Here is a 19,344-nt window from a genome sequence, read left to right on the forward strand (position 1 = left end):
AGAAATAAAGCAATTCTCTAAAGTAAAGTTAATATAAAGTAAAAAATACTTTATTTTCAATAGTAATAAAGTCCATACGATCATAAAATTTTCCTATCATTACTAAGGAGGGAAAATAAAATGGAACGAGTAAAAAAAAGAGCAAAGAGATTTCTCTGTATATCGATCATCCTCATGCTTATCAGCATGATCGGTGTTTCTGTTGTACAGACAAACGGTGGTCATGTGACCGTAAAGCACATGTATTGGGAAACAGAGGCAGGAATAGGCATCAGCGCCAATCTATATATACCGGATAATGCAAGTGCAAAGCATCCGGCACCTGCCGTTGTTACCAGCCATGGATATCTTAATAACAAAGAAATGCAGGATTCTAACAGCGTAGAATTATCGCGGCGGGGTTATATCGTACTTGCCGTTGATCAGCCGGGGTGTGGTGACTCCGATATTGCCGACTATGCAGGAGAAAACGGAACGGGTTTTAACTTTATCTCTGTCTATCAAGGCGCTCTGGAATTATCCAGGCTGCCTTATGTCGATAAAGAAAAAATCGGGGTAACCGGTCACTCAATGGGAGGTATGTCCAGCAATTTAGCAGTATTGGCAGACAATGCCAGTGAAACTCCTATCATCTCTGCTGTCTTATTGAACTGTATTGATGCTATGTATACTGACAGTCCAAACACAATGGGAGGACTTGCTACACTGGCCGGCCTTGACGGAAACTACGCCAATATGTATGATACCCGTGACGTTGGGATCATTGCAAGCAAGTATGATGAGTTTTTCCAGCAGACTATGACAGAAGACGGGTCTGTGCTCCAAGCGCCTTATTATATGGAAAGGAGCTACTATGCTCAATCATTTCTCCACTTTGGAAAAGATCCTTCCCAACTTGAGACGCGTGAAGCAGATACAATCTATCATGAGACGGTAAATGGAGAAGATGCCATACGTGCAATATTTAATCCGGTACAGATTCATCCGTGGTCCCATTTCAGTCAAAGATCCGCGGCAGCAACAATTAGATTTTTTGATGAAGCATTTGGATTTCCAAACGAGATTTCTGCATCTGACCAGATCTGGCAGTTAAAAGAGGCACTTAACTTTGTAGGTATGATTGGTTTTGTTATGTTTATCACCTCTTTCGCAGCAACACTACTTTACACACCATACTTTGAAAAACTTCGTGCTTCTGATATTGCTGTTGCTAGAAGAACTAATAAACATGGAATTTTATGGTTTGTGTGTGGTTCTGTAATCAGTATTATTGTTGGTGTTTTAACCTATCAGCCAGTAGTAGAATTTGGAAAAAATCTATCTTTCACAGAACAGCCTATGATATTTGGCATTGCTCTTTGGGCTGCTCTCTGCGGTGTTATTTCTATTGTTGTAATGTGCCTGAGCTATAAAATATATGGAAAAGAAATTGGACTTGATCTTTCAGAAATTGGTGTGAAAATGCCATTAAAAAAATTAGGAAAAACATTTCTTTTCGCAGTGATCGTAATTGTTGCTGCATATGCCTGGGTATTTTTTGCTGACTATTTCTTTGTGAGTGATTTTAGAATCTGGAATGTCGGTATCAAAGTTTTTAATGCAAATACGCTGCGAATGGCTATTTTTCCACATGCTTTCCTATTCCTGATATTTTATATCGCATATTCTGTATCAAGCAATTGTTTTAACTTTAACCAAATTGGAGGAAAACATTCGTGGGCTAATAACCTTATTCTTACAATTACAGCTCTGCTTCCGATCATTATTTTGCTGGCCATCCAATATGGTGTTTATGTAGCAACCGGGCACATGGCATGGTCAGACAATAATGCACCTATGAACATCGCACAGCTGTGGGCATTCTTAATTATTATACCTGGCGCATCTGTGGTAGACCGTTTATTGTATAAAATAACAAAAAATCCATATCTGGCAGGTATCATCACCGGTGTAATCGTTGCAATTATCAGCAGTACAAATACGACCAGCCGCTTTATTGGTTAAAACATAGTTAAACTTAATTTAAATATATTAGTCAAGCAGGGCCGACATGTCATGCGTCAGCCCTGTTAATATGCACACCATATTCTGTTCATAAACTTTAAATGATTTCTTTACAAACTCTTCATTTTGCCATCACAGTTTTATCACAAAAAAACGTTATCTTATATACATACAAAGCAGAGATGCTTTATTACATAGATTTTTCTTTTTCATTCCTTTTCTCCGCCGGAGCTTAAAGCCCCGGCTTTTTTATGTTAGCTTCCAACCAAAAATCCTTTTTTCCTCAGCATCTCCTCTATCATATTCAAAGTATCCTCATTATCGGCCTCAACGGTATGATAATGGTAATTCGACGTGATATTCTTCAAGGGACTCGATTTTCCGCTTTTGATATCTTCCATAAATTCCATGACTTTCCGTCTGGAATTGATATTCATTTCTGCCTCCATATGCCCGTAAACATGGTGGTTGATCATGACATTTACGACCTTTCCACCCAGATCAACGATGGAGCACAGTTCATTTTCAAGCTCCTCGTCCGTGTGCCGGACCTTAAATACCCGGCTGGACGTATGAGGTGCATTCAGGATATATCCCCGGTTGGTGGAAATAATGTCGTATCCGGCTGCACGGATCAATGCGATATCCTGCACGATGACCTGCCGGCTCACTTCATACGCCTGTGCCAGAGCCTTCCCGGAAACCGGAGCGCTGCTGTTCTTAATACGGTTTACGATATCTTTCCTTCGTTCTAAACCCGTCAGCATGGGCGGCTTCACCTTCCTTTCTGCAAGTTCTTCTTTCTGCAAGTTCTTTTATCCCCCGTGAGTCTGGGAGATCGTCTCACTAAACCGCATGAAGATTTTTCAGTGAAATATCCAGGATCGGTGCAGAATGCGTCAGCGCCCCGCTGGAAACATAGTCTACCCCCAAAGACGTAATGCGGCTGATGTTTTCCTTTGTTACATTACCGGAGCATTCTGTCTCCGCTCTGCCGTCAATGATACGAATCGCCTCCTGCATCTCCTCGGTAGTCATATTGTCCAGCATGATAATGTCCGCACCTGCCTCGACGGCCTCTTTTACCATGTCAAGATTTTCCACCTCTACTTCAATCTTGCGGACGAACGGAGCATATTCTTTTGCCATCTGCACTGCCTTTGTCACACTGCCTGCTGCCCCGATGTGGTTATCTTTTAAGAGAACGCCGTCAGACAGATTATATCTGTGGTTGTAGCCGCCGCCCACGCGAACCGCATATTTTTCAAAGATACGCATGTTCGGAGTTGTCTTCCTTGTATCTAAGAGCTTTGTTTTGCTGCCCTCAAGGAGTGCGGCTACAGAATGTGTATAAGTGGCGATTCCGCTCATCCGCTGCAGATAATTCAGTGCAACCCTTTCTCCTGATAACAGAACGCGGATGTCACCGGTCACCTTTCCCATCAGCTGTCCGTTTTTCACTTCGTCCCCGTCCTTACAGTAGAATTCCACCTCTGTCGTCTCGTCCAGAAGTTGAAATACTCTCTGAAACACATCCAGCCCCGCGATGATCCCGTCCTGTTTGCAGATCAGCTCCACTTCGCCTTTTACAGCTTCCTTCATGACAGAATTCGTAGTCACGTCCTCACTGGAAATATCTTCTTTTAATGCCTCTAATATCAGGTGATCTGCCTGCAGTGTCATTGTGATTTTATTCATGATCTGATTCTCCTTCTATTACTCTGCTTTTTCCTGTATCTTCTCACTTACGCATGACCGGCCTTATGCATGACCGATCTTAGCCGCCGCACGTTTTGCAAATACCAGGCTCTCCAGCAGCGAATTGCTCGCGAGCCGGTTCGCTCCGTGTACGCCGTTGCAGCTTGTCTCACCGACAGCAAATAAATGCTCCATGGAAGTCCTGCTGTCTGAGTCCACCCAGATCCCTCCCATGAAATAATGCTGTGCCGGGACTACCGGAATACATTCCTTTGTTACATCGTATCCCTCATCCAGACAATGCTGATATATATTTGGAAAATGACACAGAATCGTTTCTTTATCAATATTTTCCATGGACAGCCACACATAATCAGTACCGTCCTTTTCCATCTGCTCATGAATCGCCTTTGTCACCACATCCCGCGGGAGCAGCTCGTCCACAAAGCGTTTCTTATCTTTGTTATACAGTACCGCTCCTTCCCCGCGCACGGATTCTGAGATCAGGAAACGCCTGCCCGGCTTCTTCGAATACAAGGTGGTTGGGTGTATCTGCACATAATCCAGGTGTTCCAGACGTATCCCGTGCTTCTTGGAAATCTCGATGGCATCACCTGTCAGATGCGGGAAATTTGTGGAATGCTGATACCGTCCGCCGATTCCTCCGCTTGCCAGGACGGTATTCTCCGCATATATTTTCAGGGACTCCTTTTTTCCATCCTGGATTCTATCAGCCAGTATTCCACTGCAGCGTCCCTCTTCCTCTATGATATCCGTCATCGTGGTGTATTCCAGTATCGTGACATTCGAAAGCATTCTCACCTGAGCCAGTAATTTACTGGTAATTTCTCTTCCTGTGATATCCTTGTGATACAGAATCCGCGGCTTTGAATGTGCACCCTCACGGGTATAGGCAAACGCTTCCCCATTTTTTTCAAATTCCACACCATAGCCTACCAGATCTTTGATGATATCCGGGGAGCTTTTGATCATAATATCAACTGACTCCTCCCGGTTCTCATAATGTCCGGCCTTCATGGTGTCCTTATAATAACTGTCGTAATCCTCTTCACCCCTCAAAACGCAGATTCCCCCCTGTGCAAGAAAGGAATCACTGCTTTCTGCATCTGACTTCGTGATCATCAGAATCTTCTGCTCCCTCGGCAGATTCAAGGCGGTGAACAGACCGGCTACTCCGGTCCCCACGATTACGACATCCGTCTTCATTTCCATAACCCGTCCCACAGCCTTTCCTATTTTGCCAGCTCAAGCATCCGTTCCAAAGGTTTTCTGGAATTATCCCTGCGTGAATCAGACACATGAACCTCATTCTCTCCGGTCTTTAATACATGCAGGATCTTTTCTAATGTGATCGTCTTCATATCCTGGCAGACCGGTTCTGTCTCTGTAAAATAAAATTTCTTTCCGGGGTTGTCCTGCTCCAATTTGTGGCGGACACCATTTTCCGTACAGATGATAAACTCTTCACTCTCACTTTTTGCGGCATAAGCAATGATACCGCTGGTACTTCCTATGTAATCTGAGAGATCCAATACAGCCTTGGGACACTCTGGATGGGTCAGGACCTCCGCATTTGGATGCATCTCCTTTGCCTTTAAGATCTCCTCGATCCGCATCTGCTCATGTACCGGACAGTACCCTTCATTATATACAAAATGCTTCTCCGGCACTTGTTCCGCCACAAAATGTGCCAGATTCCGGTCCGGGATGAAGAATATATTCTGATTCGGCAGCGCCTTCACGATCTTGACTGCATTTGCAGAAGTTACACAGACATCTGAAAGTTCTTTCAACTCTGCGGTGGAATTAATATAACATACAACCGCCAGATCGTCATATTCGGCGCGTACTCTTTTGATCGTCTCCTCATCTGCCATATGCGCCATTGCACAGTCTGCAGACATGTCCGGCATCAGTACTGTCTTCTTGGGATTCAGGATCTTTGCGCTCTCTCCCATAAAGGAAACACCGCAGAACACGATCGTCTGCTCCTTTAGACCAACTGCCACCTTGCTTAAATAAAAGGAATCTCCTATGTAATCGGCTATATCCTGTACTTCCGGGCTCACATAGTAGTGAGCAAGGATGACAGCGTTTTTTTCCTTCTTCCATGCATTAATTTCATCAACTATTGACATCTTTTTCACACCTCTCCCCGCCCTGGCGGATTTCACTTGCGGATAGAATACCCGCGGTAAATTCTCATCATTATAGCACATAAGTTTACAGGTGACAAGACACATGTATATTCTGTTGGGTATTTTGAGAATATTCAGAAAACGGAGTGCAAAGGGGTCTGACCCTTTTGCACTCCGTTTTCTGAATATTCTGACTTTTCTCCTCAAAGGGGTCAGACCCCTTTGTTATTTCTTCCATAAACCGCCCAGTTTTGTTCCCCGTCATCCCGGATCTGAATATCCGGGAAGCTCTGGATGTACTGTTTGAACTGGGAGTATCCATAATCCCGTACTTTAAAATCTCCGAACCGGTTACGGATCTTATTTCCCAATGTTCCCAGTGAGACGCCCTGCGCCCCTGCATTCTGCACGAGCATCATGACATATTCTTCCAGCATTTCTTTCTTGCTCTTATCTTCATACACAGTCACCGTCACCTGAGTTCCGTCCTGTTTCAACTTCAGCTTAGGAAATGTCTCCAAAAACTTTGAAAGAAGGCTGTATCCATAACGGCGGACATCAAAATCCGGATATAGCTTAACGAGGCGGCTTCCCACCTCACCCAGCCCGGTCTCCTTATCGTTGTTCTGATTCTCTGTGATGATCTTTACGACGGCTTCTTCAATCTGGTTCTTGGAAACCACATCAGTGTTACACTTTTTGGTCTCTCTGCTGGATGCATGAACGGAAGCTTTTTCTTCCTTATCAATCGTATTATCCTCTAACAAAAGTTCCAGGACTGTAAAGATATCACAAGCCTTTCTGAACGGTACAGGTGTCTTATCTTCCCCCATACCGATCACAGTCTTGCCGCTCTCTCTGAGACGGCTTGCCAGCTTGGTAAAATCGCTGTCACTGGATACCAGGCAGAATCCTTCTAATTCACTCGTATACAGCATATCCATAGCATCAATGATCATTGCTGAATCGGTTGCATTTTTACCATGGGTATAACTGAACTGCTGAATCGGTGTAATGGAATTCTGCAGAAGCACCTCCTTCCAGCTGGCACTGTACGTGCTCGTCCAATCACCGTAAATCCGTTTGTATGTCACATTTCCATACTTGGAAAGTTCATCCAGTATAGGTTTTATATATTTCGCGGAAACGTTATCCGCATCGATCAGCAGTGCATATTTGTCTTCCATGTCTCGTATACCTCTCCATTTACTAAGTCTTTCCACTCGAAGACTTTATTTTCATATATCATATAGCTATGTGTTGAATTCTCTTTTGGTATCGAAACTGAACCCGGGTTCATGTAAATAAAGTTCTCCTTCTCCTCACAAGCCGGAATATGCGTATGTCCATTCAGAAGGATATCCCCCTTTTTTAACATCGGAGGATGGTTTGGATTCCAAACATGCCCGTGAGATGCCAGAATGGTATGGCGATCCAGCTCTAAAAAGCAGTACTCTGCCATGATCGGGAATTCCAGCACCATCTGATCCACCTCTGTGTCACAATTCCCACGCACGCAGAGAAGATGCTCCTTTACTGGGTTGAGCATAGCGATCACTTCCTTGGGGGCATAGTCCTTAGGCAGGTCATTGCGGGGGCCATGGTATAAGATATCCCCCAGAAGCAGCAGCCTGTCCGCTTTTTCCCGCTGGTACGCCTCCAGCATCTGCCTGCAGTAAAAGGAAGAACCATGAATATCTGATGCAATCATGAGCCTCATTGAGGTACCTCCCTTATCTTACGCATTTCCTGTTGGTATATAAGGACTGATCGCCCCTGCCACGCTGGAGATCGGCATGGTCTGCAGCCAGATCTTTCCTGGTCCGGTCAGTACAGTGTTAAACAGACCTTCTCCTCCGAGCAGCTTATTCTTAAGCCCCGGCACCTGCTGGATATCGATCTGTACACCGACTTCGAAGCCGGCTACATTTCCTGTGTCCACGATGATCTGCTGACCTGCTGCCAGCTCATACTCAATCAGTTCCCCGTCGATCTCAACAAAAGCCATCCCGTTCCCTGACAGGCGCTGCATGATAAACCCTTCACCACCAAAGACTCCTGCGCCTAATTTTTTATTCAGATGGATCGATAACTGCACGCTGCTCTCGGACGCAAGAAATGCACTCTTCTGCACCACCATCTCATGCCCCGGTGTGATCTGCACCGGCATGATCCTTCCCGGAAAACTGGAACCGAATGCGATCACGCCCGCACCACGTGCCGTGTAAATATTCTGGAACATGCTCTCACCGGAAAATGCCTTTGAAAACATCTTTCCGATACCGCCGCCCTTTGTCTCCATCTGCATGTTCGGGCTCATCCACACCATAGAGCCCTTCTCTGTGATCATCTGCTCGCCGTCTGCAAGCTGACACTCAACAACCGGGAATGCCCCTCCCTTAATCTCGTAATTCATACTATTTCCTCCGTTACTTGTTTTATATACTTCTCTTCTTTCATCCTACTTGGCGCAAAAGAGCCTGTCAAGCATAACCGTTTACAACTTTACAACAAAAAACTCTCCTGTTCGATCCCTTTTTTCTCTTCTAACATTTTTTGGATCAACTTCTGCAGCTCCGGCACTTTTGTCTCTTTCAGCTTCTCCAGCGTCTCATCCTCGATCGTTTCCCCATAGCTTTGAAAACGCAAGTATGTGTCAACATCCATCATCCAAGGCTTAAGCCGCCCGAATATCCTCTTTTTGATATACTCATAGATCTTGATACCGCCATAGTCCAGGTCACCGCTGTGGTAAAACTCTACCTCTTTCTCTCTCAGAGCCTTCTCCAGCTTCTGCAGAAATTCCCTTTCTCGCGGCGAAAAATATCCATGTGTGAAAATATACAGCGTATCCTCCCGGTATGGCTCAGACATAAAATTTGCCTTATTCTCAATTGTCACAACTCGCTTGATATGAGGCTGCTCTTCCTCGATCTCTGCATATTTCATTGTCTCGCTGTTTAATACAGTACCATAAAAATAATCTCCCAGGTTTAACCTTTTATTTTCCCCTTCTGCTTCCTCCCTATTGATAGAAATACAGAGAGGACCTTTTAGAGATAATTCCTGAGAATACTCTTCTATAAAAATCTGCGATAATACCTGGGTCTTATCCATCTCCATTTCAACCTCATTATGATACTGCTTAGCTATGGAAATAACATGAGATTGCAGCGATCTTTCAAAAACTTTTGAATTTCGGAGGTATTTTCGACTGAAAATACGTTTAAACATAGGATCCTTTAGTTTATCAATTCCACGAAAACACGGAAAATATTCCTCCTGTTTTTTCAGCATGTCGGGAATTTTCCCGTTTTCCAGCTTTAGCAGCATGTCCCGGTAATAATTTCGGATCCATTCGCTGTGAAGCACCTCTAACTCCTGCTCTATCCGCTCCTGATATTCCTTTATGACCTGATACTTTGGAACCATTTTCTTCACTAAATGTTCATTCAGAAGATCATAGAATCTGCTCATATTTTCCAGACGATAAAAAACTTTTTCTATATCGCTTCCACGTATCAGCCACTTAATCCGAATAAATCCCAGGGCCTCAAGCTCTGCCGCTTCCCTGATCAGTTCTGACTTCCCGCAGGAGTCATAATCCTCCTGCTCAATTTTCAACGACCTTCCACCAGAGGCACCCTGCCTCCAGTCATTCGAACTGCCCTCACACTTATTGATAATTTTCTCTACAAGATACAAAATATCTTCCTTTCCATCATATGAAATGTACCTATATTAACCTAACTTGAGAATATTCTGAAAATGACGAGCAAAGGGGCCTGACCCCTTTGCACTACTCCTCCTCCACCAGTTCTTCGAACTCTGTCTTCTCGAACTCCTGTATGGAAATATGCCTCTTATTGGGATTGGCATATACAAACGTCTTATCCACGTTCTCCAGGTAATTCTGTATCTTATCGTTGGTCGCGCTGATAATGGCCTGGAATCCAAGCCCGCGAATCAGGGAAATACAGCTTGCCACCTTCTCCGCATCCATCTTGGAGAATGCCTCGTCCAATACCACCAGCCGGATCGTGGGATTCCGCTGGATCTTTTGGGACAGGTTGATCCGGTACACCTGGGCGAAGCTTGCAAGCAGTGCCACGTACAGCGGATTCTGACCTTCTCCTCCTGAATTCTTCTTGATCATTTTGCTTAAGCCGATCGTCATATCCTTCTCTCCCTGCACGATCTGCTGCATATCAAAGGACAGATAGGTCCTGTAATCCGCGTATTTATCCATGTTCTTCTTGGCTTCTTCCAGCTCCTCACGGGTCGCGTTATCCGGCGGGATAAAGATATTGATCAGTTCATTCATCATCTCGCCGTACTGATCCTCATGCTCCATCGTGAACATGTTAAGCTGATTCTCCATGGCATTGGTCAGCTGTGACGGATTGATCTGCAGAGAGTCATCCATAAACATCTTATAGTACTTCCCATCCGCCCCTTTATTCTTCGTGATCACGAACTGGTACTTATCCTTACCGAAGTCCAGCTTACTGATGATCCTGTTCAGCTCATCCTTCCTCTGATAAGCCTCCCGGATCGCACTGCGGATCTTGAAAATGAAATCGTCCTTAAAATGTTCCACCGCAGACCTGGCCTGTTCCTTTGCCGCATCCTTATAGCTCTCCAGATGATCGCATGACAGACTGTCAAGCAGCTTATCATAAGGCCCGTTATCCTTCACACTCGTTGAAAATGTCCGGTTCGGATACTTCTGGATATAACTGCTCCTCACATCTACCAGCTCCTGATAAGCGCGTTCCAGCTTCTCTTCCATCGGGAGCCTCTCACCCAGACGCTGCCGTTTCAGATACTCATAATTAGTAGATTTGCGCCCTTCCATAAAAATGCGAAATTCTTCCTCGTACCCGGCATCCTCGTGGAAATACCGTTCCCGGTCGGCAAGCTGTGCGTTCATGTCCAGACTATCACTCTTGCATTTCTCAATAAACTCCCTGTTCTTCCAGATCTCTTCCTGGACCTTCTGGATCTGCGTCTTCTTTTCTGTCTGCTGCCTCATCAGATCGGCTTTTTGTATCTCCCATGCCGATACAGATTCCTCACGCAGCTGTCTCATCCTTTCCATGAGCTGTTTCTTCCGGCGCTCTCTTCCATCTATCCGCTCCATGTCAGACAGCCACTCCAGATAATCCTCCACTGGCTGCTGCAGGCCTTCCAGCTGCCCGGTCTTTCTCAGCTCTTCTAACATCTCCTGAAGCGGCAGACGTTCGTTCTGGAGAGCCTGACACTTTTCATCCAGCTGGCGGATCCTCTGACGCATACTGGTCTCACCGATATAAGCCCTGCGTGTATAATTCTCCGGGTTGATATGCTGCAGACGGTAGCTGTGATAGAGCACACAATCCGGTGTAATTCCCACTCTGCACTCACGCAGTTCATCCAGACTTTCACACTTCATCACATTTCCCAGGAAGAAATCAATATAAGCCCTGACATACTCTTCCTTCGCAGTCACTTCCTCAGCAAGTGCCCCCGGACGTACCGAAGTCTCCCCTTTCCTGGCAGACTCCATGACTTTCTCCGTGTCCAGAACTGCCGCCCGGAAAAACTTTTTCTTATCCATCTCCTGATAAATATCCATGGCTGCCTTCGCGTACTTCGGTTCTACCACAAGCAGCAGCTTATTATTGCCCAGATATCCTTCCACCGCATTATGCCACCGCTCATCCTTAATATCCAATAGATCCGCCAGGATCTGCACGTTCACAAACTTCCCACAGCGCTCACTTAAACGAGTCCGAAGCTCATACCTGGCTTCCTCCAATTCCTTCGGATAAGCCTTGCGCCCCTGCTTGAGCTCCTTTAGCTCTTCCCTCGCTTCATGCTCTTCCTTCTTAATCCTGCGAAGCCTGGAGTCCGTCTCGCGGCGCTCCTCCTCGACTTCCTCCCTAAGCTCTGCCAGACTTTCTTTCAGACGCTTTAACTCTTCTTCGGAAATATTTCCGCTCTCGAACTTTTCAATATCCCATATCGTCTGATTCGGGGTCATATCCTTTTCTTTCCATTCATTGAGACGTTCTGACGTCTGCACCCATCTCGCTCTACTGTTCCCAAGCCGCTCCAGCGTCTCATTGATATTAGAAAGCTCTGTTTCCAGATTCGAATACCCGCTGTTATTAATTCGAAGAAGAACCTCCTCATATTCCTTCTGGATCCCCTTCTCTTCTTCCTCCAGCCGGGTCCGCATCGTCTCCTGGCGGCTGATCTCCTCCTGACGCCCCTCGATCTTATCCGTCAGCTCACGGATCTTTGCGCCAAGCTGCAGAATCTCCAGCTTATCGATCTGATAGGTACACGCACCGACTTCCCTGCGCTGCTTTTCATACTTCTGAAAACTCTCCCGAATCTCTTTCAGTCTGCGTATCTCCTCCAGAGTCTCTTCGATCTTATTACGCATCCGCCCATACTGCATGACACTTTCCTGAAGATCCTCGATATGAATATCCTGCTCCATGCAGATATATTCCTTTACAAAATCCTCCAGCCTGATATTCATACGGAACGGGATCGCCCTTTTAAACAGCCTCGGGAACTTCTCCATATCCAGTCCGCCCAGATAAATATCATACAGCTGTCTGCGGAATCTCTCGTTGCTCGGTCCGCAGTAATACTGCTCCCCGGAAAATGTCCTCTGCAGATATTCCCGCATCTCAATCGTCGTCAGACACCGCTTATCCGCCCGGTATCCGTTAGAAAGCAGACCTCCGGTATGCCAGAAAAACAGACGGCTGATCTCATTTGTAGAAGTCTCCACATCAAACACCACGCCCACACACTGCTTATCCTTTGTATTGGTCTGCGTAAGCTCCAGCACGATCGTACTGGAAAAATTGTGATTTCTCAGATACTGTGATTCATTATTTTCACTGATATTTACCATACCGCGCAGATACTCGATCAATGTCCTGTCCGAGTCATCCGCCGCCGCTTTATTAAAAAATCCCCTTCCGTCCGTATTTGCATACAGCACGATCTGAAGGGCATCGATCACCGTAGACTTTCCGCTTCCGGAATGCCCGGTAAAAAAATTGATCCCCTCATTCAGAGTCAATATTTTCTTATCTATGTAATGCCAGTTATTCAGGCATATCTTCGAGATGGCCTTGAACGGCTGATTCGTCTCCAATGTTCTCCTCCTCGTTAAATGTATTCAGTAATTCCCGGATATCGTCTCCCATCAGCACCGCATTGATGCAGGGATAAATGATCAGCCGGGTGTGTTCGTTTAATTCCTCCAGCACATCCAGAGGCTCGATGATCTGGTATTTCTTAAGAAGCGAAATTGTTTTCCTCATCTCCGTCGGGGATGGAAGACCTTTTAATACCCGGAAATCTCCCGCCTTTCCATTGACCGCCCCCATGGTCGTCACAATGTGGCTGCTTGAGGAAACGGCCGCCATCTGCTCATCATAGATCAGTTTCAGGACCAGAAGATAGATGGTCGCAAGCCTGGGCAGCTTATCGCCCCACAGGTTCTCCCCCTGAATGTAGATCAGCCCCATGTGTGCATTCTCATGAAGCGTGATCCCCGCTACTTTGAAATACTCCTTCAAAAACTCAAGATGCTTACTGCATGTCCGGTACTCCCTCACAAAAGCAAGGCGTCCCGCACGTCTGTCAAACTTCCGCTCCAGCAGGAAGGTCTGGCGGTACAAAAGCTGGATCACCTCCGTGACCGCCTCCTGTTCCTCCTGCATGAGCTGCTCATAATACTCTATCATTTACAATTCTCCTATTCCAACTTTCTCCGTACTCAATAGCATCCGCTCCTTTTATCTCCGCCGCACAAACTTAAGACCCGGATAACGATATCCTCTCTGCTTCACCATCTCCGGCTCCTCCTGGATGACCATATATTTACTGTTCCTTCTCGTACTTAAGTCATACGCCAGGATCAGCTTCTCGAAGGTCTCTTCATCCGCTATTTCCATCTTTGCCGCGTCCATGACCTCACCATCCATATGCTCCTCGATGAATTCCTCGATCTGCCGTTTACTGTACCTTGCCTGGATCTTATTCAGCTTAAGCACATCATCCCGGTTCAGATCCTCAGCCACTTCCTCCGGCGCCATCTGGCTGATAAAATCCTGCCGGCCCTTCCGCCGCTTGTACAGAGACTTTTCTGAAATCATCTCCAGCAGGGAAAGATTCATCTTCTCTCCGGTACGCTTAAGCATTTCCTCATAATCCCCGCTCGCTGCCATACGGTTCAAAAGCCGGACGACCAGCCCCTTGGTATCCGTTTCGCCGCTCAGCAGATAATTCAGCCTCGTCACCGTTGCCCTGACATACTTTGTATGCTCCTTATCCATATTGGAGATCCGGTGCTCAATATCATCAAATCCGCGCTCGATCATATCTAACAGATCCAGCACATCCTCCTTTGTATCTCCCTGCGCCCTGGAACGGTTCCTGACGGTCTCGATCCATTCCTCGTCCTCACGCATGTCCCGTAATACCTTCTTGATATCCATCTTATAGATATAGAAGTTATCTGAAGTTTTCAAAATATGATACTTCCTGCGGACGATCTCTTCCACATACCCCTCCAGATGTTCCTGGAGCAGCTCCCCGTAAGACTTCTGGTCCAAAAGCCTGGCAAAGAACTTGTCCATGTTATGCAGCATATCCTGGAGTGCCTTGTTCAGCCTCCTTGTATTGATCAGCGCCGTGCGCAGCATATTCAAGTTCACTCTGTAATCATTCTTAAACGAAAACAGCGTAGCATAGACATTCTGGATATAAACTTCTGTCTCTTCCATATCCTCTGAGGTCAGCCGCTCGAACGCATCGATAAAAATAGCCGAGTAATCCGGTATCACGATATTCGTCGCCAGCGTATTATAATCCTCTATCTTCTTAAGCCATCCTTTTCTGAGAAGCCAGTTCAGGATTCGTGAGGACGGTGTCTCCAGCATATCAAACTCCGTCTCATCCTCCTCACGCTTCAGCTCAAACCGTTTTTTCGCATTCATATCACTTAATACCTGAATGCACGCCTCGCGGGTTAAAAAATAATTATTGTACTGATATTCTTCATTTATCGTTAATAATGCCTCAATATAAACATCCCGGTTCACCGAGCGGAATAAACTCCAAAAGGTGTCCGGGACCTCAAAACGCATCTGCATGTTTAATTTTCCCTTCTAATTTTGATGCCTGTATCTATTTTAACATAAGGGAAAAATACTGTAAACCTGGATTTATCTCATCTCATTTAATACGATCGTATTAAAAATAGCATCCTGCTCAAACAGAAAAAATCTCGTGTAAACCTTTCTTTTTTCCCCTGTCTGATATACAATAAAAAGATAAGATAAAAAATAGACAAGACCAATTAACAGTGAGTAAATTTGTCACTGTATTAAGAATAAAAACAGCAACCCGGAAAGGAGGCCTGATGTAATGCGTAGAAGAAGCACACCTTATATAAGTGTATTTCTTTTAACTTTCATCATGTTCTCCTTTCTTTTTGGTTGTTCCGGTAAGGCAAAGGATGTCTCTGAGGCATCTGCATCTGATGGTAAGAAAAGAAAGAGCACGCTCCAGATTCTGAGTCCTCAGGTCAGCGGTTCTGTTGTATATGGCAACGATATCGTTTCTATAGATGCATCTAATACAGGGAGCGGATATGTCATGGTTCAGTATAAAGGAACCGTAGGCAAGGTGAAGCTTCGGATCACCATTCCCGACGGAACCATCTATACTTATACCCTGAGGGGCAGTTCCTATGAGACATTCCCTCTGACGGGAGACAGCGGGGCTTACCATATGGAGGTTTTGGAACATGTGAAGGACAATTCCTATGCTATTGCATTTTCTCAGGACATGGATGTTACCATTACGAATGAGTTTGATCCCTTTTTATATCCGAACCAATATGTCTGGTTTACCGAAGACTCTAACGCGGTTAAGCTCGGGAAGAAGCTTTCTGACCAGTCCTCAGATGATCTTGATTATGTAAAGAATGTATACCATTACATCATAGACAATGTCACCTATGATAAGAAGAAGGCAGAGAACACACCGACGGATTATCTTCCTGATCTGGATGACACCCTTGATACGGGTAAGGGAATCTGCTTCGATTATGCCTCTCTTATGGCCGCTATGCTGCGCTCTCAGTCCATACCGACGAAATTAGAAATAGGATATTCAGGAGAAGCGTATCACGCCTGGGTAAGTGTGTATATCAAGGGAAAGGGCTGGATCGATAATATCATACAATTTGACGGAAAGAACTGGTCATTAATGGATCCCACACTGGCTGCCAATAACAGTACAAAGGCTGTGGGGAAATATATTGGTGACGGAAGCAATTATATAGTGAAATATACCTATTAAAGTAAAAAGTATTCTTATGAAAGGAATTCCTATAAGAGATAACGGAGGGAAAATGATATGGAGAAACAATTGCAGGGAAAACCATTTTCAAATATGGAGGTTTCTTCCTTCTGCGGACAGATTGCTCTGATCTTAAAATCAGGCATTTCTTCAATAGAAGGGATTACCATTATGCTTGAGGATGCCTCTTCCGCGGACGAAAAGCACATTCTGGAAGCCATTTTAGAAAATATCCAGGAGACGGGAAGTCTGTATCAGGCATTGGAGAGAACCGGACTTTTTCCTTCGTATATGCTTCATATGGTGCAGATCGGCGAAGAGACGGGTACGCTGGACGAAGTCATGACAGCGCTGAGCGAGCACTATGACCGGGAAGATTCTATTTCCAAAAGTATTAAGAATGCGGTCACATATCCCCTTATCATGGCCGGTATGATGGTCGTTGTGATCATTGTTCTGCTGGTGAAGGTCATGCCTATTTTTAATCAGGTATTTATTCAGCTTGGTACGGAAATGACCGGATTTTCCCGGACATTGATGAACCTTGGCAATACGATCAACCGGTACTCCATCGTATTTATTGTAATCCTTGTTGCCATTGCCGGCCTGGTTTTATATGGTACGAAAACTGCCGGGGGAAAGCGCACATTTCGGAAACTTGGCTATCAGTTCAATTTTACAAGAGCCATCTATGAAGAGATCGCTGCATGCCGGTTTGCCAGTGGTATGGCGCTGACCTTAAGCAGCGGCCTAAATCCGGAACGCAGCATGGAGCTGGTTACTGCACTGAATGAGGATCCCGGCTTTCAACAGAAAATAGATCACTGCCAAACGCTTGTGAACGAGGGCAGTGATCTCTCGGACGCCCTGCACAGCTCAGGGCTTTTCACAGGGATGTATGCCCGGATGGCCTCCATCGGGGGCAAGACCGGTTCCATGGATCAGGTCATGGACCAGATCGCAGGGCTTTATCAGGACGATATTGATAACCGGATGAATAACGCCCTGGCGGTCCTGGAACCTACTCTCGTCATCGCACTTTCTCTCATTGTCGGGATCATCCTTTTATCCGTCATGCTCCCGCTGATGGGAATTATGTCAAGCATCTGACCTTATCAGAAAAGACGCGAAGCGGATCTCAGAAGATCCATTTTGACACCAAGAAGGAATCTTAAGGAAGGAGTATTTTATGGCGCGTTTTCAATATCAGAAAAAACAGCATACATACCGGAAGTTCATTCTTTCCGTCTGCGCCTTTCTGCTGATCATAGTGCTGTTCTACCAGGGCATTGAATCTCTTTCTGCCAGTTCATTGAGAAGACAGAAGGAAAGCCTGGAGAATGCACTGAACCGTAATATCACATACTGTTACGCCGTGGAGGGCTCCTATCCGGAAAGTCTGGATTATCTGAAAGAACATTATGGACTGACCTATGACGAAGACCGGTTTTTTGTTGATTATAAAGTCATCGGCTCGAATATTCTGCCTGATGTCACCATCATAGAGAAAGGAGACTGATTATGCGTTTTCGGACACAGAGAAATCATATGATAGATTTTCTATTTCCTGTGGCATTATTTTTCGTATTTGCAGTGTCAGCACTGACAGTCATCCTGCTCGCCACGAACATCTACCGCTCCACAACCAGCCGCTCCTCTTTAAACTATACGGCTGGAACGACTCTGTCCTATATCACGGAGAAAGTTCATCAGAGCGATGAAAACGGGAGTGTTTCCCTCGGCACTTTTGAGGGGCGCGATGCGCTGATACTGGAGCAGAAATATCAGGATGAGACCTATTTTACTTATATTTATACCGACCAGAACGAGTTGAAAGAGCTCTTTGTAAAGGAAGGCGTTGAGGCCTTGGCCTCCTCCGGTAAGACCATCCTTCCTGTCAAATCATTTACAATGAAAAAAGCAGGAGAGCGGTCATTTTCCTTCACCTGCATCGATCAGGATGGACAGAAGGCATCTTCTGTCGTAAGTATCCGCAGCACAGCTGCACCTGAAAGGAGTTTACCATGACACACAGAAACCGCGCAAAATCTTCCAGCTTATTCCTTTTGGAACTGATTCTTGCCATCTTATTTTTTTCGATCGCAAGCGCTGTTTGTGTACAATTTTTTGTAAAATCTCATCTGCTGAGCAGGGATGCGCGGGAATTGAACGTGGCTGTAACGGAAGTATCTAATGCGGCAGAGCTGATCAATGCCGCTGACAATACATCGTCAGTACTTGAAATGATTCAATCCGAGTATCCGGAATGTAACAGTAAGAAACCTTCCCGGATCTTAGTATACTTTGATCAGGATTTTTCAGGCTGCGGTGAGAAGGATGCTGCATACCTTTTACATATTGAGCTGTCCGAAGAAAAATCCATGCTGACAGGAACACTCAATATGACCCGTCTTAAGGACGACACAAGCATCTATTCCCTGGACATTTTACATCATCTGCAAAGGAGGGGCGGCAATGGGATCTAAGAAAAAATCTGCTCCGTTTGTAAATATTGGTTCCTCCTCTTTACTGGTGATCTTCATGGTTTTGTGTCTGGTCACATTTGCAACGTTATCACTCTCCAGCGCACAGAGCGATTATAAATTCAGCCAAAGACTTGCCGACAGAAGAACTGACTATTATACAGCCTCCAATCAGGCAGAGGAAGTATTACACTCCGTCGACACTGTTCTGGCCGGGGCTTATGAGGACTCCCGCAGTACCTATCTTTCGGCGGTCCAAAAGAATCTGTCAGAGCTTACCTTTGAAGATCTGGATCAGAGTATTTCGCTTGATCTGGACTTTTCCAAAGCGACTCCTTCCATCGCCTATACAGTACCCGTGAATGAGAAGCAGGCTCTTTCTGTAATTCTGGAGCTGCTGCCCGAAGATCAGACAGAGGACGGATTCTACTATATCCGGCAGTGGAAAGTCGTATCCACTCAGGAATGGCACGGTGACGATACACTGAACCTGATACAGTAGCGGCAAGTTTTATCTGCCCTGCGCTTTACCAGTTATTTTGAAGAATAAGGAGATTTTGATATATGAATGCAAAAGCAATCTTAGAACAGGCAGTCACGGCAGGAGCATCCGACGTATT

18 protein-coding genes are annotated in these 19,344 nt (G+C 45.5%); 7 read left to right on the top strand and 11 right to left on the bottom strand.

Features of this window, described 5'->3' with window-relative positions:
- Window positions 1-120: 120 nt before the first annotated feature.
- Window positions 121-2,004 carry an alpha/beta hydrolase gene (locus tag AC4OGX_RS04250; protein ID WP_493328678.1) on the top strand — a complete coding sequence of 628 codons (1,884 nt, stop codon included), beginning with the start codon at window positions 121-123 and terminating at the stop codon, window positions 2,002-2,004.
- Between the two features lie 254 nt (window positions 2,005-2,258).
- Here the strand turns inward: AC4OGX_RS04250 and AC4OGX_RS04255 are convergent, their stop codons facing one another.
- The 11 genes from AC4OGX_RS04255 to AC4OGX_RS04305 form a co-directional block, all read right to left on the bottom strand.
- Window positions 2,259-2,768, bottom strand: coding sequence for a transcription repressor NadR (locus AC4OGX_RS04255; RefSeq protein ID WP_493328703.1), 510 nt, complete (start codon window positions 2,766-2,768; stop codon window positions 2,259-2,261).
- A gap of 82 nt (window positions 2,769-2,850) precedes the next feature.
- On the bottom strand, window positions 2,851-3,702 hold the full coding sequence (gene nadC, locus AC4OGX_RS04260; RefSeq protein ID WP_493328679.1) for a carboxylating nicotinate-nucleotide diphosphorylase: 852 nt from the start codon (window positions 3,700-3,702) through the stop codon (window positions 2,851-2,853).
- A 63-nt stretch (window positions 3,703-3,765) separates the two neighbouring features.
- Window positions 3,766-4,935 (bottom strand): L-aspartate oxidase, encoded by a 1,170-nt coding sequence (locus tag AC4OGX_RS04265; RefSeq protein ID WP_493328681.1) that lies wholly within the window; start codon window positions 4,933-4,935, stop codon window positions 3,766-3,768.
- Between the two features lie 20 nt (window positions 4,936-4,955).
- Window positions 4,956-5,861 carry a quinolinate synthase NadA gene (gene nadA, locus AC4OGX_RS04270; RefSeq protein WP_493328682.1) on the bottom strand — a complete coding sequence of 302 codons (906 nt, stop codon included), beginning with the start codon at window positions 5,859-5,861 and terminating at the stop codon, window positions 4,956-4,958.
- A 212-nt stretch (window positions 5,862-6,073) separates the two neighbouring features.
- The gene (locus AC4OGX_RS04275) at window positions 6,074-7,048 is read right to left on the bottom strand and encodes an NYN domain-containing protein (protein ID WP_493328683.1); all 975 of its coding nucleotides are present in this window, start codon (window positions 7,046-7,048) and stop codon (window positions 6,074-6,076) included.
- Complete coding sequence (yfcE, locus tag AC4OGX_RS04280) at window positions 7,024-7,581, bottom strand: phosphodiesterase (RefSeq protein ID WP_493328684.1); 558 nt, start codon at window positions 7,579-7,581, stop codon at window positions 7,024-7,026. Before yfcE ends, AC4OGX_RS04275 begins: the two co-directional genes overlap by 25 nt.
- 18 nt (window positions 7,582-7,599) lie before the next feature.
- Window positions 7,600-8,277, bottom strand: a complete 678-nt coding sequence (locus tag AC4OGX_RS04285) for a TIGR00266 family protein (protein WP_493328685.1) — start codon at window positions 8,275-8,277, stop codon at window positions 7,600-7,602.
- Between the two features lie 89 nt (window positions 8,278-8,366).
- Window positions 8,367-9,485, bottom strand: a complete 1,119-nt coding sequence (locus AC4OGX_RS04290; protein ID WP_493328686.1) for a Wadjet anti-phage system protein JetD domain-containing protein — start codon at window positions 9,483-9,485, stop codon at window positions 8,367-8,369.
- A gap of 175 nt (window positions 9,486-9,660) precedes the next feature.
- Window positions 9,661-13,023, bottom strand: coding sequence for an ATP-binding protein (locus AC4OGX_RS04295; protein WP_493328687.1), 3,363 nt, complete (start codon window positions 13,021-13,023; stop codon window positions 9,661-9,663).
- Window positions 12,974-13,618: a DUF4194 domain-containing protein gene (locus AC4OGX_RS04300; protein ID WP_493328689.1), complete on the bottom strand. Its 645-nt coding sequence runs from the start codon at window positions 13,616-13,618 to the stop codon at window positions 12,974-12,976. Before AC4OGX_RS04300 ends, AC4OGX_RS04295 begins: the two co-directional genes overlap by 50 nt.
- 51 nt (window positions 13,619-13,669) lie before the next feature.
- Window positions 13,670-15,028, bottom strand: a complete 1,359-nt coding sequence (locus AC4OGX_RS04305) for a Wadjet anti-phage system protein JetA family protein (RefSeq protein WP_493328690.1) — start codon at window positions 15,026-15,028, stop codon at window positions 13,670-13,672.
- 274 nt (window positions 15,029-15,302) lie between these two features.
- Here AC4OGX_RS04305 and AC4OGX_RS04310 point away from each other — a divergent pair, with 274 nt between their 5' ends.
- The 6 genes from AC4OGX_RS04310 to AC4OGX_RS04335 all read left to right on the top strand — a co-directional run bounded on the left by AC4OGX_RS04310 (window position 15,303) and on the right by AC4OGX_RS04335 (window position 19,226).
- Window positions 15,303-16,241, top strand: a complete 939-nt coding sequence (locus AC4OGX_RS04310; protein ID WP_493328691.1) for a transglutaminase-like domain-containing protein — start codon at window positions 15,303-15,305, stop codon at window positions 16,239-16,241.
- Between the two features lie 57 nt (window positions 16,242-16,298).
- Window positions 16,299-17,351, top strand: a complete 1,053-nt coding sequence (locus AC4OGX_RS04315; RefSeq protein ID WP_493328692.1) for a type II secretion system F family protein — start codon at window positions 16,299-16,301, stop codon at window positions 17,349-17,351.
- A 79-nt stretch (window positions 17,352-17,430) separates the two neighbouring features.
- Window positions 17,431-17,760 (top strand): G protein-coupled receptor family protein, encoded by a 330-nt coding sequence (locus AC4OGX_RS04320; protein WP_493328693.1) that lies wholly within the window; start codon window positions 17,431-17,433, stop codon window positions 17,758-17,760.
- A gap of 2 nt (window positions 17,761-17,762) precedes the next feature.
- Entirely contained in the window at window positions 17,763-18,269 is a 507-nt protein-coding gene (locus AC4OGX_RS04325; RefSeq protein WP_493328695.1) for a DUF4860 domain-containing protein, read from the top strand.
- Window positions 18,266-18,727, top strand: coding sequence for a type IV pilus modification PilV family protein (locus tag AC4OGX_RS04330; protein ID WP_493328697.1), 462 nt, complete (start codon window positions 18,266-18,268; stop codon window positions 18,725-18,727). The genes AC4OGX_RS04325 and AC4OGX_RS04330 overlap by 4 nt, the downstream gene beginning before the upstream one ends.
- Window positions 18,717-19,226, top strand: a complete 510-nt coding sequence (locus AC4OGX_RS04335) for a hypothetical protein (protein WP_493328698.1) — start codon at window positions 18,717-18,719, stop codon at window positions 19,224-19,226. Before AC4OGX_RS04330 ends, AC4OGX_RS04335 begins: the two co-directional genes overlap by 11 nt.
- The last annotated feature ends 118 nt before the right edge of the window (window positions 19,227-19,344 follow it).

Source organism: Faecalicatena sp., from assembly GCF_058819085.1.

Coding starts and splice junctions, on each gene's coding strand:
- AC4OGX_RS04250 (WP_493328678.1), top strand. CDS start 121: ATGGAACGAGTAAAAAAAAGAGCAAAGAGATTTCTCTGTATATCGATC.
- nadC (WP_493328679.1), bottom strand. CDS start 3,702: ATGAATAAAATCACAATGACACTGCAGGCAGATCACCTGATATTAGAG.
- AC4OGX_RS04265 (WP_493328681.1), bottom strand. CDS start 4,935: ATGGAAATGAAGACGGATGTCGTAATCGTGGGGACCGGAGTAGCCGGT.
- nadA (WP_493328682.1), bottom strand. CDS start 5,861: ATGTCAATAGTTGATGAAATTAATGCATGGAAGAAGGAAAAAAACGCT.
- AC4OGX_RS04275 (WP_493328683.1), bottom strand. CDS start 7,048: ATGGAAGACAAATATGCACTGCTGATCGATGCGGATAACGTTTCCGCG.
- yfcE (WP_493328684.1), bottom strand. CDS start 7,581: ATGAGGCTCATGATTGCATCAGATATTCATGGTTCTTCCTTTTACTGC.
- AC4OGX_RS04285 (WP_493328685.1), bottom strand. CDS start 8,277: ATGAATTACGAGATTAAGGGAGGGGCATTCCCGGTTGTTGAGTGTCAG.
- AC4OGX_RS04300 (WP_493328689.1), bottom strand. CDS start 13,618: ATGATAGAGTATTATGAGCAGCTCATGCAGGAGGAACAGGAGGCGGTC.
- AC4OGX_RS04305 (WP_493328690.1), bottom strand. CDS start 15,028: ATGCAGATGCGTTTTGAGGTCCCGGACACCTTTTGGAGTTTATTCCGC.
- AC4OGX_RS04310 (WP_493328691.1), top strand. CDS start 15,303: ATGCGTAGAAGAAGCACACCTTATATAAGTGTATTTCTTTTAACTTTC.
- AC4OGX_RS04315 (WP_493328692.1), top strand. CDS start 16,299: ATGGAGAAACAATTGCAGGGAAAACCATTTTCAAATATGGAGGTTTCT.
- AC4OGX_RS04320 (WP_493328693.1), top strand. CDS start 17,431: ATGGCGCGTTTTCAATATCAGAAAAAACAGCATACATACCGGAAGTTC.
- AC4OGX_RS04325 (WP_493328695.1), top strand. CDS start 17,763: ATGCGTTTTCGGACACAGAGAAATCATATGATAGATTTTCTATTTCCT.
- AC4OGX_RS04330 (WP_493328697.1), top strand. CDS start 18,266: ATGACACACAGAAACCGCGCAAAATCTTCCAGCTTATTCCTTTTGGAA.
- AC4OGX_RS04335 (WP_493328698.1), top strand. CDS start 18,717: ATGGGATCTAAGAAAAAATCTGCTCCGTTTGTAAATATTGGTTCCTCC.